The following is a 15,818-nucleotide window of genomic DNA, read 5'->3' on the forward strand; positions in this document are numbered from 1 at the left end:
ATGTTTAGTAGTAAATTACTCCCTAACAAAATATATTATAAAATCTCGCTTGTGTAAACCCTTTCTTTAAATAAAATAATTTTCAAAAAATTGTTTAAGCAACTGTTATTTAAATTTGGCTATTATATAGCATTTATATTTAATTTTTTAAAAATGTTCGTTATATTTTTATAACTGTTATTTTTAGCAAGGTATTTTAAATGGAAGCTTTAAGCCTATTTTTTTATTTTTAAGCACTCAAGCTGTTTTTCTATTTCAGATAAATTAACTCCGGCTTCAATCAGAGTGGCTGCTGTGTATGCCCCTTCGATGAAGGCCACATCATATAAGTGAATTTTTTTGGAAGTCATTTCAGTAGCTAATTCAATATTCATTTTGGCACTGCCTAAATCATAAAAAGCCAAAATTTCATCGGCTTTATTGTCAGAAAAAGCCTGCAAAACCTTGTCCATGCTGGTCCCTATATCTTCTTCATTTGTTCCGCCAGCAGTTGTGATTGATACATCTTTTGCAACTTGATCTAAAAGTTTAGTCAATCCGATAGGTATTTCAGGAACATGTGATACTAACGTAATGCCTAAACTCATAGTATACCTTCTGTTTCCAATAAAGCTTCAAAGAGATAGCCACTAGATTGCGAGCCGGGATCAACATGACCCTTTGATCTCTCTCCCAAATATGAAGCACGTCCCTTTTTTGCAACTAAATCTTTAGTTGCATCTACAGCAGAATCAATTTTTTCTTGAGTTAAATTATGCGCTTTTACTTCAGGTACAAGCACTGACCAAACATCAACCATCGTTTTGTCTCCTGGTTCAGCACCGCCACGTTTTTTAATACCAGCCAAAGCGGCATCCAGTAATTCATCAATATCATCGCTAGTAGCGCTTTTCTTGGCCATTTCTAAAAAAGCTGTACCATATAATGGACCTGATGCTCCACCAACAGTAGAAATAAGAGTCATTGCAATTTGTTTAAAGGCATCAGTAATAGTTTTTGGCTCTGAATTCAGTTTTTGACTGACAGCATTCATGCCTCGGCTCATATTAAACCCGTGATCCCCATCGCCAATTGCAGTGTCTAAATCGCTTAAAAATTGCTTATTCTGCTCAATTTTTGCGGAAAATTTATTGATCCATTCAACTACGTTTTTAACCGTTAATCCCATATTATTTCCTCCTCTTTTACCAAGCTATCGTTTCAACTGGTTGATTAAGATAATCAAGCCACTTTTCATTAGCTAACTCAAAAATTGTGAGTGAGATACCAGCCATATCGAGCGATGTCATGTAATTACCAATTTTGATAAAAGCTGGTTTAACATTAAATTCCGCCAATTTATCGAGCAAATCATTACTAAAAATATATTGCTCCATCAAAGGAGTCGCACCCATGCCATTAACTAAAACAGCATACTTTTTATTTTGCTCTAAATGCATTTCATTATTTAACTTACCCACTAATTCAGATACTAAGTCTTTAGCAGGTTTGATTTTTTCACGACGATAGCCAGGCTCTGAATGAATGCCAACTCCAAATTCGATCTCGTCATCTTTTAATACAAAACCAGGTTTACCAGTTTCGGGGTTAGTAGCAGCCGATAGAGCTACAGCAATTGTGTTAATATTAGGCAAAACTTTTTTAGCTGCTGCATCAATTTCGTCCAGACTTGCACCATTTTGAGCCATAGCTCCCAGAATCTTATGCATAAACAAGGTTCCTGCAACTCCACGTCTTCCTTGTGTGAATGTACTGTTTTCTACAGCAATATCGTCATCGACTACAATTGATTTAACTTTAATGTCATCCATGTCAGCCATATCTTTTGCCATATCAAAGTTCATGACATCCCCTGAATAATTTTTTATAACTAGAAAAACACCTTGCCCCTGATCTACTGCTTTGATTGCTTCGTAAATTTGATCTGGAGTTGGAGATGTGAAAACCTGACCGCAAACTGCTGCACTTAACATCCCTTTACCTACAAAACCTGCATGAGTAGGTTCATGTCCTGAACCTCCCCCGCTGACAATACCTACTTTCCCGGTCATTGAATCCTTATCTGCTCTCACAACAGCTTCGGTATCTTTAACTTGGGAAATAAATTGTGGATATGATCTGACCATACCTTTGACCATTTCAGGTACAACATTTGCTGGGTCATTAATAATCTTTTTCATGTAATTAGCTCCTTAATTAAATAAATGTAACGCTTACATAACTATTATACCAAGTAACATTTATATAAACCATTTGTGTTGCAATAAATTAAATATTTTGCGCAAAATAAAAAACTTTAGCACGCTTCATCAATAAAAGTATGGCTAAAGTTTAATACAAAACTATAAAATAATATTATTTTCTTGTAATCTTATACCTGCTAGATCTATCATCATTAGGATGTTCTGCAGCATGTCCACAGGCAACAATGACACAGGTTTCAAAATTCTCCGGAACACCTAGCTCTTCTTCCAAATTTTTGGCAGAATTTAGTACACTAGCCGCATTCATTAGATAAACCGAACCCAGGTTGAGTTCTGCCGCCTCTACCATTATGTTTTCTGCAGCAACAGAAGCGTCTCTTTCACCAAAATCATTATTCTTTTTGACATTGATGACAAATAATAAAGGAGCATTATAGCAAGCGTTACTTGTAACTTGTTCTATTTTTGCTAATAATTCTTCACTCTCAACCACGGTCATCTGCATCACGTCAGTTTGGTGCATGCCACAAGGAGATGCTTGAAAAGCGTTGATCAACTTAGCAATATCATCTTGAGCAACTTTTTCAGTCGTATATTTTCTGACAGCTACTCTTTTTAAAACAGGATCAGTCATTTATGTGTCCTCTATGAAAAACAAAACCTAAATTATTTAATGACAGCTTTACCAGTCTTATGAACTAAATCAGACCATTTTAAAAACTGTGTTTCAGATATTCCTACTAACTTTTTACCTTTAATCTTCTTAGTACTATATACAAAAACTGTTGCACCTTTTTTAACGTATGAATATTTATTTCCTTTTACCAGAAGCTTGCCTTTGCTATCGTAAACTTTAGCATTGCGTTTTACTTTATAGCTGGCAACTTTAAAAAGCTTTACATTACCTGGCTTTACGTATTCTTTCTTCTTAGTTTTCTTGCCATTTAATGATATTTGCAGATAACTCTTATTTTTAACTGTAGTAAAACCGATAACCGAAAGAATTGTTCCTTTTTTCAGTTTTTTGTTTTTAATTCTTTTACCCTTACTGTCATATATATAGGCATTTCTCTTTAATTTGACAGTTTTTTGTAAATACTTTATCGCACTAATTGAATTAGTTTTATTTTTCTTGGGCTTCTTTGTCGTATCTGTTGTAGAAGGCTTATTTGTACTGTTAGTTGTATTGGATTGTCCATTATTGGTTTTACTTTGATCTGTAGTATTTGACGTATTCGAATCTCCCTTTGTAGTATTAGAAGTTGTATTATTAGTCTGACTTTGATTAGTTGAATTTGCATCAGTTTCTGCAGCCAAAACTGGTTTAGTGGTACTTAATCCCAAAGTCAAAGATGCAATTCCAGCTAGACTTAACAAAAGTTTTTTCTTCATTTTGACACCTCATTATTGAAAAACTTATTTATATACATTCTACTACTTTGAATAAATAATTTCTTTTACAAAATCGAAACAATTAATTTACGTCTTTGATTTGTGATATATCATTTTCATAGCTTATATTATGAGGTACGTTACATACTTTTGCTTTATACTAAGAAATAGTGAAAACATAATAATGTTATTAAAGGAAGAAATTCATGAAAAAGTCGCAAAAAGAACCAATTGAAATATTAGTCACTATTGACCAAAACTATATCAAACCACTCGAAGTTATGATGTATTCCCTTAGGCTTAACAATATAACTGAAGAGTTTCATGTCTGGCTAATTTACGATAACATCAACCTGCACGCTCTGAATAAATTAAAAAAATTTGGGCTAAAAATAGGAATTAAAGTATCCACCTTAACTATGAATAAGAATATTAAATTTCCTGATTCATTACTCAACTTGCATGATTATCCGAAAGAAATGTATTTCAGATTACTTTCAAGTAAAATTTTGCCACCTGATTTACATCGTATTATTTATCTTGATCCTGACATATTAGTTATTAATTCAATAGTTCCTTTATGGGAGTTAGACCTTAAAGGAAAAATGTTTGCAGCTTCAGTTCATGAAGGGTTAACAGATATTATGAGTTCAATTAATAATATCAGGCTGGGCACATCAACCGGCTACTTTAACTCTGGAATAATGTTAATGGATTTAGATCAAATGCGTACAAAAATTAAAATCGAAGAAATTACTCAGGCAATTGAAGAGCATCATGATACTTTAATTTTGCCAGATCAAGATATTCTCAATTACTTATATGGCGAAAATATTTTAAAAATTCCAGAAACCCGCTGGAATTACGATGCCAGAGCTTTCTCAGTTTACTTAACAAGGAGCACAGGCGAAATCAATACCGAGTGGGTCATGAAAAACACCTCAATTTTACACTTTTGCGGTAAACCAAAGCCTTGGCAAAAGGAGAAACATTCTCGGTTTAAGCCACTCTATCTTAATTATTTGCAAATGGTCAACCGCTTGTTAAAACAGCAAAAATTAACGTAACATTTAGCTTTTTACTGTTGAAGCTTGCTATATATGTGCTAAAATAATAAAAGTTGCCGAATATCAAGCGACACAATGCTTTAGGTGGATTAGTATAGAAAAAATGCAAACTATTTAATAGCATTGAATGTGTAATATTTTTTATAGAAAAGAGAAGAATTATGGCTTCAATTAACAAGTCTGAACTTACTAAAGAAGTTTCAGCAAAGACAGATCTTAAACAAAAGGATGCAGAAAAAGTTATCGATGCTTTAATCGAATCAATTAAGGATAACTTGGCTAAAGGCGAAAAAGTTCAAATCATAGGTTTTGGTTCTTTTGAAGTACGTAATCGTGCAGCTAGAAAAGGCAGAAACCCACAAACTGGTAAAACTTTAACCATTCCTGCAACAAAAGTACCTGCATTCAAGCCTGGTAAAGCATTGAAGGATGCAGTTAAGTAATTCTACAATTAAATACGAAAAAAACAACGAGTTTTAACTCGTTGTTTTTATTTTGTTTTAAAATTTTTAGCGATTTTGATGATTCAATCTGTTGGCAAAAAAATCACCAATAACTTGAACAATAAATATTAAAATAATAACTAAAACTGTCGCAATAAGAGTAACGTCATTGTCGGACCGATTATAGCCATAAGAAATCGCCGTATTTCCTAGACCACCAGCACCAATCGCTCCTGCCATTGCAGTTAATCCAATTAAACTAATAACTGTTACTGTAGTAACACGAGCAAGTTCAGATCTAGCTTCATTTAAATAAACGTTAAATACGATATCCCAGATTGTAGCACCTAAACTTTGTGCAGCTTCTATTTTACCGTAATCTACACTTTCTAAAGCTACTTGAACTTGGCGAGCATAAAAGGGTAGTACGCCCAGAGTTAAAGGTACTAGCATTGCCTTAATACCAATCTGCGTATGAACAATTAATTGAGTAAGAGGTGAAATAAAAGCTAATAAAATAACAAATGGAATAGCACGAAAAATTGAAACAATTTTATCACAAAGGTTAAACCAAAATTTATTAGGCCTGATGCCGTCACTCTTTGTTAGGACTAAAACGATACCAAAAACCATTCCCAAAATGCCGCCAAAAATTCCGGCCCAAAAAGTCATATACAGAGTTTGAATAATGCTGGTACCCCAGCCAGTGTCTCCTAGCCAGCCTAATTGCACAACATTGGGAAAAGCTTTGCTAAACCAACTACTCATATAGATCCCCCTTTTCGTTTAAACGAGTGACAGCAACTTTTTCTTTTCTTAAATAAGCAACTGTCTCCTGCTGTTTTGTCTTATCTCCTTTGACTTGAACAAGTAAAGTACCAATTGGCTCATCATCAAGCAATTCAACATTGCCATATAACATGCTGGCTTCAACTCCTACTTCACGGTATAAATCAACAACAATTGTTTTGGTGACATTAGCCATGCTATATACAAGTTGATAAATGGCCTCATTATCGTTGTCAAGCTTATCAATATTAAGAGATTTCAAAGTGCTGATTACTTCCAAAGAGCCACCCACGAAACTCTTGGTCAAATCATTTTTAGGATGTAGCACAACATCCCTTAAACTTCCTTTTTCAACAATTTGTCCAGACTGCATTAAGGCAACTTTATTACAAACTTTCTTAATAGCCGCCATTTCATGGGTTATCAAGACAATAGTTAAGTTAAGATCTTTTTGGAGCTTTTTGAGCAATGTCAGAATTTGAAGAGTATTTTGGGGATCAAGTGCACTAGTAGCCTCATCTGAAATCAAAATATCTGGTTCATTCGCTAAAGCTCTGGCAATAGCAACTCTTTGTTGCTGACCTCCGGAAAGCTGCACTGGATAAAAGTTTGCTTTATCTCTTAAATCCACTAAATCTAATAATTTTAATGATTTTTTCTTAATTTCTTTTTCTTTTAATCCAGAATGTTTCAGGGCAAAGGACACGTTGTCAACCACGCTTATTTCATTTAATAAATTAAAATTTTGAAAAATCATGCCAATTTTTCTGCGAGCTAGTTGTAAATCTTTGTTAGCTATTACCTGTTTGCCATCTTTGACAAAATCGGTTCCGTTAACTTTAATATTACCAGCTGTTGGTTTTTGTAAAAGGTTGACTGTTCTGACCAAGGTAGACTTACCTGCTCCGGAAAAGCCTACAACTCCGAAAATATCACCTTTTTCTACAGTTAGACTAACATCATGAACTGCTTGCACAATTTTGCCTTTTTTATCAGGAAAATCTACACTAACGTGTTCAAAATCAATAATACCCATTACAATCTTCTCCGATCATTAAAATTTTTACTTCAATTTAATGTCCCAAGCACTTCTAGTCATATTTCCATAATATTTCTTTTGTATCCGTTTAGTTTCAGCGGTTTGATAACATTTGACTACTGCCTGGTAGTCCTTGTTCTTTGCCTGACCTTTTTTAGCTACAATTATATTTATCCATTGATAAGAGTCCTTATTAACTGGCTCAACAAAGATTGTCTGTTTTTCGCCCAAACCAGCAGGACGAGCAAAGTCATTATTAATAACCGCTGCATCTACAGAATTGATTATACGTCCACATTGATCTGCGCTAATTTCCTTAACTTTGATGTTTTTTGGATTCTTCACAATATCTGCAACGGTCATAAGAACTTTACCCTTGCGTAATGAAATTAAACCGGCATTTTTCAAAACGAGTAAGGAACGAGATTCATTACTTGCGTCATTTGGAACAGCAATTGTAGCACCTTTTGGCAGTTCACCTAATTTATGATATTTCTTTGAATATAGCCTAATTGGATTTATGTCAGTTCGTCCAATAGCCACTAATCCACCATGGTTGGCTTTATTCCAAGCGTTAAGAAAGGCATAATGTTGGAAAGCATTTAAGTCGATGTCACCACTTTTTACTGCTTTATTTGGTTGATTGTAATCAGTGAAATTCTTGATTTTAATCGTAATACCATATTTTTTCTTGGCCAAGGCCGCAGCGTGATCCCAAATAACCTCTTTTGGTTTTGACTCACTAACTATACCTACAGTAACAACATGGTTCTTTTGATTGCTATCCCCTTTTTTGCCAAAGCTAAACCAGGCAATTGCAATAATTGCAATGGCTGCAATTACTCCAATAAATATATTGCGACTTTTTTTAGTCATTAGAAAAACCTCCCAATTTTTCAATAAAAAAAGCACTCATCCTAAACTAAGGACGAGTGCTTCGCGTTACCACCTTTAATTTGCTTATTACTCACGTAATAAACCTCAACAGCTATCTAACAATAGCTTGCAATGTTAACGGATGCAACTCCGCCACTAGCTAAATATCACTAGCAGTCATCGTTTCAAGCCCATGTTCACTACACCTTACTAACTGACTCTCACCAAACGTCAGCTCTCTTTATTAGTAAAAATAATAGCTACTCTGCTTTTCAAGATGTATTAATTATTTAATTCTTTATTAATTTAACATCTAAAAATTTTCCTGTCAACCAAAAATAAATTATTTTTTAGTTGCTTGATATGATTTTATTATTTTAAAAAAATATTGTCCCACATCAAAAGTTACAATGGCCATACCAATTACCTGCCACCAATAATTATGATTTAAGTTTTCTGCAAGTAAAAAACTGCTAATCAAAGTTAATATACAAATTATCAAAACGACGGTTGAAGTAATAACTCGTTTCATGTTACTTCTCCTTTCTCATATAAGTTAAAAATTCATAGGAATACAAATTTAAATTGTCAGGCTGCTGAAATTCCCTTTTTACTAGCTTAAAATCGTTATAATTAAGTTTTGTCATTATCACATCAGCTGTAAAAGTGGCTTTTATCTCAGTTTTTTCTAAACAATCTACCTGATTTTTCAAGGCATCAAAAACCGAGTTACCACCAATAACACAAATTTCCAGATTTTTGTGTCTATCAATCCAACTTTGTAATTCACTGATCGTAGGTATTATTAAAACTCTTTGATCAGCATGAAATTTATTTTTCAATTCCTGACTAGTTGTTAAAACAATATGCTTGCGACCAAGTAGAATATGAGGCAAGCTCATAAAAGTTCTTCGCCCCATGACAATGGGATGTCCATATGTTATTTTTTTAAAATGATGTAAGTCGGCAGGCAGTTTCCAAGGTAAATGTCCATCTATACCAATTTGGTGTTTTTCATCTTCTGCCCAAACAAAAGTAATCATTAGTTCTCCTCTGCCTTAATTATAGCGCTTTATTTATGAGATTTCTTGTCTTTTGCCCCACTTTACCAATTGTGACTTTTTAAATTTAGCTTTTTCCCACGAAGAAATTTAGACATGATTTTTCAGGATAATATTGCTATAGTTATTTAAGTATCTTAACAAATTACAGGAGGAAGTCATGGCGGAAAAAAGTCAATTTACTGAAGCAAAATATAATAAAATGAAGCAAACTGAAGCGGATCTAGTACGAGATTTACAAGCAATTGTTAAAGATCCCTCTAAAGAAGCCGACTTGAGTGATGATGTTTTTACAAAGCATCAAAACTGGCTGCGAATTATTATGCCTAATTATTCCAGCAAAATCCATTTAGGAATAGTCAATGCCTACGATAATGATACTCGCTATCAATCTTATTATGATGATAAGGCTGGCAAAGGTGCAACCAAGATATTAAGCAGAATTGTTAAAAAACATTTAGACAAATAAAAGAAGTCTTTTGAGAAAGACTTCTTTTTTGTTAGTGAAACCAGCTAAGATGCTTATCGGTAAATGCTAGTAAATCATTAGTTAAATACAAAATATATGTTAAAAATAGAGTTAGATTAGCATCCCCTTGAAACGCGGTAACACCCCATAAAATAATTGAAAGTATTCCTTGGATAGTCCAAAAATAGTATTGCTCGCGAAAATGTAATGTACACAGCAGTGAACCCGTAATCCCAATAGCACCAGCCATTGCATCGATCAAAGGTCTTGGACTAATGAAAATTTTTGTATCCATGAAATAAAGTGAAAATAGAATGATCCCAAAAAATAGCAGTGTCATAAACCATTTAGACATGCTTAAACCTTGAACATGTTTTTCAGCATTTTTAGTCCACGATGGCAACAGCAATACGGGTAAATCCAAAATAAAAATATATATGACTTGTAAAATTACATTGGCATAATTTTGGGCATAAACGGAAACAATAATGTAAATTGCAGCTGAAGTCAAACCTAAAATGCCATTTATTTGCCTGGCATTGGTGATAGCAAGAGTACAAGTGAAACCTAAAATTGCAGCAACCATTGTCATTAATGAAATTTGATCAATTGGGGACGCAACAGTTGTCCCAATGATAATACCAATCCCCAGCATTAATAAGAGATATGTTTTAAAACTCCAACCACGAATTTGATTAATGTACCAGTTTAATTTAAAAATATCAGCTTTTGGCTGAAATTTCATCAGACATTCCTACCTTCTACTTGAATCTAAGTTAAAAAAACATGTTTTTAATACTAACATAACTTTTAGTTTACCTTAAGAAATTTAACTAGTAGTTCAAATCGATGAATATGTGCGATGTTAACTGTCTGTTTTTGCCTTATTTATCTTTATCCATTTTTATTATTGACAATTTTAGTAAAAAGGGTGAAATTACAGTTGTCATGATAATTGCTCCTATCACAATTGAATACACTGCTGGCGCTAGCAAATGATTAGTCAAACCTATTTGTGCGACAACGAGTGCCATTTCACCACGCGAAACCATTCCGTTCCCAACTAACAAAGAACATGAATTGCTAAAACCCGCAATTTTTGCTCCCAAAACTGTGCCAACCAATTTTGAAAAAACACCGCCAGTTACTAAAACTATAAATAAAATATAGTCGTGTAATATTCCCTGAATGCATATATCTAAACCAATACTGACAAAAAAGACAGGAATAAAGCTGCTGTAGCCAATCACGGTAAAATTTTTCTTGAGCGTTTTCTGTGCTGAGGTACGATTCAGAGCCAAGCCGGCAAAAAAAGCACCAATCACATTACTAAGTCCCACTTTCTCAGCTCCCCAAGAAGACAGTAATACAATAATCATTGCCACCAAAGTTTCTGGAACAGGCAATGTCAGACGCTGACTTAAACCGATTAACCAAGGTATGACATAAACGCTAAGAAAAACTAATAATATAAGAAAAGCTGCCTGAATAAATAGGCTCACAATAAAGTTTTTTTCCATACTTGAGCCTTGCTCAGAAACACCTGTTAGTCCACTAACAATGCTCAAAAGTAATATTGACAACAGGTCATCTGCTACTGCTGCTCCCAAAATTGTCATGCCCTCTTTTCCTTTTAGGCGTCCCATTTCTTGCAAAACGGCTACCGAAATTGAAACAGAAGTTGCAGAAAAAGTTAATCCTAAAAATAAACTTTCAACCTGTGAAAAATTAAAGAAAATACCTGTCGCATAGGCGGTAACGATTGGGACTATCATACCAAAGGCAGCAACTAATACACTAGGACGTAAAAGCTTTTTTAGTGTTTTAATATCACTGTCCAGACCTGCCAAAAACATCAAAAAAATCACACCGATGTCTGAGAGAACTTTGATGATTCCGCTAGGATGTACCAAATTAAAAACAGCTGGCCCTATTATTATCCCAGCTAGTAATTCACCGACAACGGCTGGTAATTTTAACCCTGCACTGAATTGTCCGCCTATTAAGGTAGCAAACAAAATAACAACTAGCATTCCTAAAAATTTCATTTACATTCCCGCCTTCTATAGCAAAAAAGACCTTCAAAATTGCTCAGGCAACCCAAACCTGAGAACAATTCTTGAAAGTCTTTCACTCCAACCAAAATATTTATATTATTTTTAATAACAAATTTGATTAATAGTTATGAATTAACAACTTTTACCAGTATAACTCACAATTCTCTTAAGATAAACTTTTAGAAACGTAAATCAACTAGCAGCTTTACAAAATGAACCTTAATAGAGCTAATGAAACTATTCCAACTATCACAATCACTAAAAGTGACTTGCTGGTAATGGCTGCTATCAAAGTTGGTATTGACGCGATTAAATATTCAATATCAACTTTTGGTAATTGGCCTGGTTGAGCTACGAATAAGTTAGTAAACCACATAGTAGACATTATAACAATTGGCACAAAAGATAAAAAATCAACCACTATTTGCGGTAATGAGAATTTTTTTAATAGAAAAAAGGGCAAAACCCGTGAAAGCCAAGTTGCAACTCCACAACCGATAATTGTTAAATATATATAATTAGAAGAAGACACCTTTTATTACCATCCCCAATGTACATCCAATAATTGTTACAGCAATAATAACTAGACTAGCTGGCAAAATCATTGTTAAAATGTAAGTCAACACCAATGTCAACAAAATTACTATTACTTGTAACAGCTTATTTAAAGACTTATCATTGTTTACCTGCAAATATAACAAACCAATAAACATTGCCACATTTGCAAAATCGAGTCCTAATTGTTTTGGATCTTTAATAAAGTTGCCCAGTATGGCGCCAATCGCTGTGGCAAATATCCAAGTTTTATATGAAATCATATTTTCGGTATTGAACCAGCTAAAACTCATTTTGCCTTTAGTATAATTAATTTTATTCATCGCTAAAGCAAAGCTTTCATCAGTTAGAAGTGTGCCAATTAAAACACCTTTGTCCAAGCTGTCTTTTTTGAAATAGGGTGCAACGGTCGTACTCATCAAAATCATCCTTGAATTGACCATAAATGTAGCAAAGATAATTGAAATAATCGGACTACCTGCTGCCAACATACTAACAGCTGTAAATTCTGCTGATCCGGCATAGATTATGATCGACATTAAAATTACGGTAATAGTCGAAAAGCCAGTCGCACGGCCGACTACACCAAAAGCTGTCGCAATTCCTAAATACCCGAAAACAGTTGGAATTGTGTCAGTCACGGCTGCACGTTTAGATAATGAACTTTTCATATAACACTTCTTTAATAAAAAATTTTAACTTAAATTTTTGTAAGCTGGACTTGGTTTATTGAAAACCAAGTCCTCTCCTTGTTAAAAATATTAGATTAAAAAACTAGTTTACCTATTACAAGCAACTAGTTTAAGCATGACATTATTCACTTTTAGATGTCTTTGTGAAATCGATCCCTCGGTCCTTGAAAACTTTCTTAGCAACATTAATCGCGTTTAGCACTTTCGGAAAACCCACATAAGGAATAGTTTGAATAAATGTCTCAATTATTTCTTCTGGTGTTAAACCCACATTTAAAGCGCCATTGATATGAACATTCAGTTGCGGTTCAGTGTCTCCTTGTGTCAGCAAAGTTGTAATGGTAATCATTTCCCTTTGCTTTAGATCCAGGACACCACGATCGTATACGTCACCAAATGCAAATTCAATAATGTAGCGCCCTACATCTTCAGATAAACCAGCTAGTGAATCAATAACTGATTTGCCGCCCTCTTGATCAACTTTTTCTAAATTTACTAAACCCTTTTGATAACGTTCATCATTTTTCATAGTTTTTCTCCTTTTTGTTTTGTAAACTTTTTTAACGGTTTATAGAATAGTTGCTGGAGTATAGTCCATGTCAACTACTATTTCAAAATTTTTTGGTAGTGGTAAAATATGACGATGTATCATTTACTTTGCTGGAATTTTTTAGAAAGGAACTACAATGAAGTATTCAATTGGTCAATTTTCGAAACTCAGTGGCTTTTCAATTGACACACTGCGTTATTATGAAAAGCAAAGATTACTTTTCCCAAATCGTGATGAAAATAATCGTCGCATTTATACTGAAAAAGATGTAGCATGGATTAGTTTCATTTCCCGCTTAAAAAAGACTGGTATGAGTATTAAAGAAATGCAAAAATACACCAAATTACGCTATGAGGGTGACCAAACTATACCTGACAGACTTGTTTTACTGTTTAAGCAGCTTGATAATTTACATGAACAGGAAAAGAAAATTGACGATAATATCAAGTTTGTAGAACAAAAAATCAAAACCTATCTCAAGACAATCGGTGATTTAAAAGAATAATATTGCTATCTAGTGTGTAACTGATTTAATTGCTTTTTCTGATATTACATTAAGCAAATACACAACAAACACGCACTTGTTCAATTTAGAAGAAAATGGCAAGTTGAAAAAAATTTCAGTTAAGGTATAATGTTATTCGTTATGGAGAGTTGGCAGAGTGGTAATGCACCGGACTCGAAATCCGGCGAACCAAGTTTTTCCTTGGCGCGCAGGTTCAAATCCTGTACTCTCCTTAAATTAAGTTAAAAAGCTTGTAATATCAACTATTACAAGCTTTTATTTTGCTCCTGCAAGGCATTCGCACGGCATAAAACTAATAAAGAGTAGTTTTTTAACTTTTTTTTATTATTTTAAGTTTTGAAATTTCATGGCTTAAAATTTTTTGAACTATTTTTGCCGAGCAAAATGCTGTAGGATACCATGACCTAACTTTTGACCATGTGCCTTCTGATAAGCTGTTTATGCTATATTGCTGAGGCAATTCCATGCAGCCTCTAATTCCAGATGGATCATTAATAACGTTTGTAAGAAAATCATCTTTTGAGAATGCTGATTTGACAGCTGTTTTAATAGATGATGAGACTACGATTAAACATGTAAAGATTGTTGGAAATAAAGTTATCTTAATTCCTGAAAATAATGACTATGATTAGATTGTTTCAAGACAAAGATACGTCGGAAAAAATTTTAGATAAAGTTGTCCACGTAGAATATGATGTTCAATAGCATTTAAAAATATATGCGAATTTATTCTTTTAAGACGTTTATAAAAATGGTAAATTATAATTGTATTGTTAAAAATATAATGGGAGAAAGCAAATGAAATTATTATGGATAACTGCACTAATAGTATTTGTTATTTACATGATTATTAGTGACAGAAAATCAAAAAATAGAAGAGATTATAAAGAAGCATTAACACCAAGTAAAAATTCATCAAATGAGCCATTAGTGAAACGTTTGTGGTTATTGGGACTGATACTAATTTTAATTTGTGGTTTCTTTGTATCAACTTCAAATAAAGCCGAGAGTCATGATGAAACATACAAGGCTACCTCACATCATTCAAAAAAACCATCACCTATAAAAAAGAGTAAAAAGCTTTCTGCTTATACTTCCAAAAAGGTTTTCAAACTTATGCCAGTGAAGAACACAGCTAAAGCAGTTACTTTAGGTGCTGGTAAGTATAAGGTCGGCAAAGATATCAAGCCGGGTAGATACGTTATTAGAGCTGTTAAGGGCAGTGGGATTTTATCTAACAGCGATTTCAATATTGACGCTATTTTAGGAAACGATGTTAATAATAATCAAGTAACTTCTTTTACTACTAACTTAATAAACAACGACAAGATTAAGTTAGACCGAATAGAGTCTACAAGCTTCACGCCAACACCAGATAAATACACTTATAAAACAAAAATAAGTGCCGGTATATGGCTAGTAGGACTTGATATTAAACCCGGAAAATATGTCATACGGCCAATAAAAGGCAGCGGTAACTTGATATCAGAAGATGGGTCTGATGATGACTTGAACGAAATATTAGGCAAAGATGCTAAAAGAGGCCAAGTCAGCAAAGTAACGGCTGATTTAACTGCTGGAGAAGTTATATTGTCTACTCTAGAATTGATTGGCTTAAGTAAAAAATAAGTCTTAAAAAGCTAAAAACTTCTAAGAGATCACTGTTCGAATTTAGATTTCTTAGAAGTAACACAAATACAACAAGGTTATGCCCTTTTGCATTCTCCATTATAGCAGTATAGGAATTGATTTATATGCCATTTCAAAACGTTTAGGGAATTCAAACATGACAATAACTGCAAAAACTTATGCCTATATACTTGATGAATATAAAACACAGCAAGATGATAATATCGAAAAAATCGTCAATAGCATATAAAAATGTTCGCCAACTTTAAAATTAATTGCTAACTTTAATTTTCTATTATTTTTATAAAAATAAACTGCATCCTTCTTTTATCATTACTGTGAAAATAATCTTATATATTTTTTGTTTTACAAAAAGGCATTGAGTATATTACTGATATGACCCCCAAATTTAGGACAAATTTGGGGGTTATTTTTATGTCTAAATTATCTAAACAAGATAAAATTGAAA

21 protein-coding genes, 1 tRNA gene, 1 pseudogene and 1 other annotated feature are annotated in these 15,818 nt (G+C 33.4%); of the genes and pseudogenes, 8 read left to right on the forward strand and 15 right to left on the reverse strand.

Features of this window, described 5'->3' with window-relative positions:
• Positions 1-215 precede the first annotated feature (215 nt).
• The 5 genes from dhaM to LDM90_RS04315 all read right to left on the reverse strand — a co-directional run bounded on the left by dhaM (position 216) and on the right by LDM90_RS04315 (position 3,596).
• Positions 216-587: a dihydroxyacetone kinase phosphoryl donor subunit DhaM gene (dhaM, locus tag LDM90_RS04295; protein WP_198211924.1), complete on the reverse strand. Its 372-nt coding sequence runs from the start codon at positions 585-587 to the stop codon at positions 216-218.
• Complete coding sequence (gene dhaL, locus LDM90_RS04300) at positions 584-1,168, reverse strand: dihydroxyacetone kinase subunit DhaL (RefSeq protein WP_223896506.1); 585 nt, start codon at positions 1,166-1,168, stop codon at positions 584-586. The genes dhaM and dhaL overlap by 4 nt, the downstream gene beginning before the upstream one ends.
• Before the next feature lie 16 nt (positions 1,169-1,184).
• Positions 1,185-2,180: a dihydroxyacetone kinase subunit DhaK gene (gene dhaK, locus LDM90_RS04305; RefSeq protein ID WP_223896505.1), complete on the reverse strand. Its 996-nt coding sequence runs from the start codon at positions 2,178-2,180 to the stop codon at positions 1,185-1,187.
• A gap of 175 nt (positions 2,181-2,355) precedes the next feature.
• The gene (locus tag LDM90_RS04310; RefSeq protein WP_223896504.1) at positions 2,356-2,838 is read right to left on the reverse strand and encodes a nitroreductase family protein; all 483 of its coding nucleotides are present in this window, start codon (positions 2,836-2,838) and stop codon (positions 2,356-2,358) included.
• Positions 2,839-2,870: 32 nt separating this feature from the next.
• Positions 2,871-3,596, reverse strand: coding sequence for an SLAP domain-containing protein (locus tag LDM90_RS04315; RefSeq protein ID WP_223896502.1), 726 nt, complete (start codon positions 3,594-3,596; stop codon positions 2,871-2,873).
• Positions 3,597-3,802: 206 nt separating this feature from the next.
• Between LDM90_RS04315 and LDM90_RS04320 the strand changes: the two genes are divergently transcribed.
• Both LDM90_RS04320 and hbs read left to right on the forward strand, forming a co-directional pair.
• A complete protein-coding gene (locus tag LDM90_RS04320) occupies positions 3,803-4,663 on the forward strand; it encodes a glycosyltransferase family 8 protein (protein ID WP_223896501.1) in 861 nt (286 codons plus the stop codon).
• 161 nt (positions 4,664-4,824) lie between these two features.
• Positions 4,825-5,106: a non-specific DNA-binding protein Hbs gene (gene hbs, locus LDM90_RS04325; protein WP_034979630.1), complete on the forward strand. Its 282-nt coding sequence runs from the start codon at positions 4,825-4,827 to the stop codon at positions 5,104-5,106.
• A 66-nt stretch (positions 5,107-5,172) separates the two neighbouring features.
• Here hbs and LDM90_RS04330 read toward each other — a convergent pair whose 3' ends face one another.
• From LDM90_RS04330 to LDM90_RS04350, 5 genes are all read right to left on the reverse strand, one after another.
• Positions 5,173-5,874: a methionine ABC transporter permease gene (locus LDM90_RS04330; protein WP_223896499.1), complete on the reverse strand. Its 702-nt coding sequence runs from the start codon at positions 5,872-5,874 to the stop codon at positions 5,173-5,175.
• On the reverse strand, positions 5,867-6,931 hold the full coding sequence (locus LDM90_RS04335) for a methionine ABC transporter ATP-binding protein (protein ID WP_223896498.1): 1,065 nt from the start codon (positions 6,929-6,931) through the stop codon (positions 5,867-5,869). Before LDM90_RS04335 ends, LDM90_RS04330 begins: the two co-directional genes overlap by 8 nt.
• 27 nt (positions 6,932-6,958) lie before the next feature.
• Positions 6,959-7,810 (reverse strand): MetQ/NlpA family ABC transporter substrate-binding protein, encoded by an 852-nt coding sequence (locus LDM90_RS04340; protein WP_198211933.1) that lies wholly within the window; start codon positions 7,808-7,810, stop codon positions 6,959-6,961.
• A gap of 45 nt (positions 7,811-7,855) precedes the next feature.
• Positions 7,856-8,095: a binding site (T-box leader), on the reverse strand.
• A gap of 58 nt (positions 8,096-8,153) precedes the next feature.
• A complete protein-coding gene (locus LDM90_RS04345) occupies positions 8,154-8,342 on the reverse strand; it encodes a hypothetical protein (protein WP_223896496.1) in 189 nt (62 codons plus the stop codon).
• Between the two features lies 1 nt (position 8,343).
• Positions 8,344-8,853, reverse strand: a complete 510-nt coding sequence (locus LDM90_RS04350) for a dihydrofolate reductase (RefSeq protein ID WP_223896494.1) — start codon at positions 8,851-8,853, stop codon at positions 8,344-8,346.
• 178 nt (positions 8,854-9,031) lie between these two features.
• Between LDM90_RS04350 and LDM90_RS04355 the strand changes: the two genes are divergently transcribed.
• Positions 9,032-9,340, forward strand: coding sequence for a TipAS antibiotic-recognition domain-containing protein (locus tag LDM90_RS04355; RefSeq protein WP_198211938.1), 309 nt, complete (start codon positions 9,032-9,034; stop codon positions 9,338-9,340).
• A gap of 31 nt (positions 9,341-9,371) precedes the next feature.
• Here LDM90_RS04355 and pnuC read toward each other — a convergent pair whose 3' ends face one another.
• From pnuC to LDM90_RS04380, 5 genes are all read right to left on the reverse strand, one after another.
• Positions 9,372-10,085 carry a nicotinamide riboside transporter PnuC gene (gene pnuC, locus LDM90_RS04360; protein ID WP_223896493.1) on the reverse strand — a complete coding sequence of 238 codons (714 nt, stop codon included), beginning with the start codon at positions 10,083-10,085 and terminating at the stop codon, positions 9,372-9,374.
• 139 nt (positions 10,086-10,224) lie between these two features.
• On the reverse strand, positions 10,225-11,388 hold the full coding sequence (locus LDM90_RS04365; RefSeq protein WP_223896488.1) for a cation:proton antiporter: 1,164 nt from the start codon (positions 11,386-11,388) through the stop codon (positions 10,225-10,227).
• A 214-nt stretch (positions 11,389-11,602) separates the two neighbouring features.
• The gene (locus LDM90_RS04370) at positions 11,603-11,929 is read right to left on the reverse strand and encodes an AzlD domain-containing protein (RefSeq protein ID WP_198179105.1); all 327 of its coding nucleotides are present in this window, start codon (positions 11,927-11,929) and stop codon (positions 11,603-11,605) included.
• On the reverse strand, positions 11,916-12,623 hold the full coding sequence (locus LDM90_RS04375; protein WP_223896487.1) for an AzlC family ABC transporter permease: 708 nt from the start codon (positions 12,621-12,623) through the stop codon (positions 11,916-11,918). The genes LDM90_RS04370 and LDM90_RS04375 overlap by 14 nt, the downstream gene beginning before the upstream one ends.
• Before the next feature lie 142 nt (positions 12,624-12,765).
• Positions 12,766-13,173: a carboxymuconolactone decarboxylase family protein gene (locus LDM90_RS04380; RefSeq protein ID WP_223896486.1), complete on the reverse strand. Its 408-nt coding sequence runs from the start codon at positions 13,171-13,173 to the stop codon at positions 12,766-12,768.
• A 157-nt stretch (positions 13,174-13,330) separates the two neighbouring features.
• Between LDM90_RS04380 and LDM90_RS04385 the strand changes: the two genes are divergently transcribed.
• From LDM90_RS04385 to LDM90_RS04405, 5 genes and pseudogenes are all read left to right on the forward strand, one after another.
• The gene (locus LDM90_RS04385; protein WP_198211947.1) at positions 13,331-13,699 is read left to right on the forward strand and encodes a MerR family transcriptional regulator; all 369 of its coding nucleotides are present in this window, start codon (positions 13,331-13,333) and stop codon (positions 13,697-13,699) included.
• A gap of 143 nt (positions 13,700-13,842) precedes the next feature.
• A tRNA-Ser gene (locus LDM90_RS04390) sits at positions 13,843-13,932 on the forward strand.
• A 252-nt stretch (positions 13,933-14,184) separates the two neighbouring features.
• Complete coding sequence (locus LDM90_RS04395; RefSeq protein ID WP_223896484.1) at positions 14,185-14,352, forward strand: S24 family peptidase; 168 nt, start codon at positions 14,185-14,187, stop codon at positions 14,350-14,352.
• Between the two features lie 166 nt (positions 14,353-14,518).
• Positions 14,519-15,349 carry a hypothetical protein gene (locus LDM90_RS04400; RefSeq protein WP_223896483.1) on the forward strand — a complete coding sequence of 277 codons (831 nt, stop codon included), beginning with the start codon at positions 14,519-14,521 and terminating at the stop codon, positions 15,347-15,349.
• A gap of 112 nt (positions 15,350-15,461) precedes the next feature.
• Positions 15,462-15,599 (forward strand): annotated as a pseudogene (locus LDM90_RS04405) (site-specific integrase); the annotation flags it as partial.
• Between the last annotated feature and the right edge of the window lie 219 nt (positions 15,600-15,818).

Origin of the sequence: Lactobacillus huangpiensis (assembly GCF_019972815.1) — a bacterium.
GTDB lineage: Bacteria > Bacillota > Bacilli > Lactobacillales > Lactobacillaceae > Lactobacillus > Lactobacillus huangpiensis.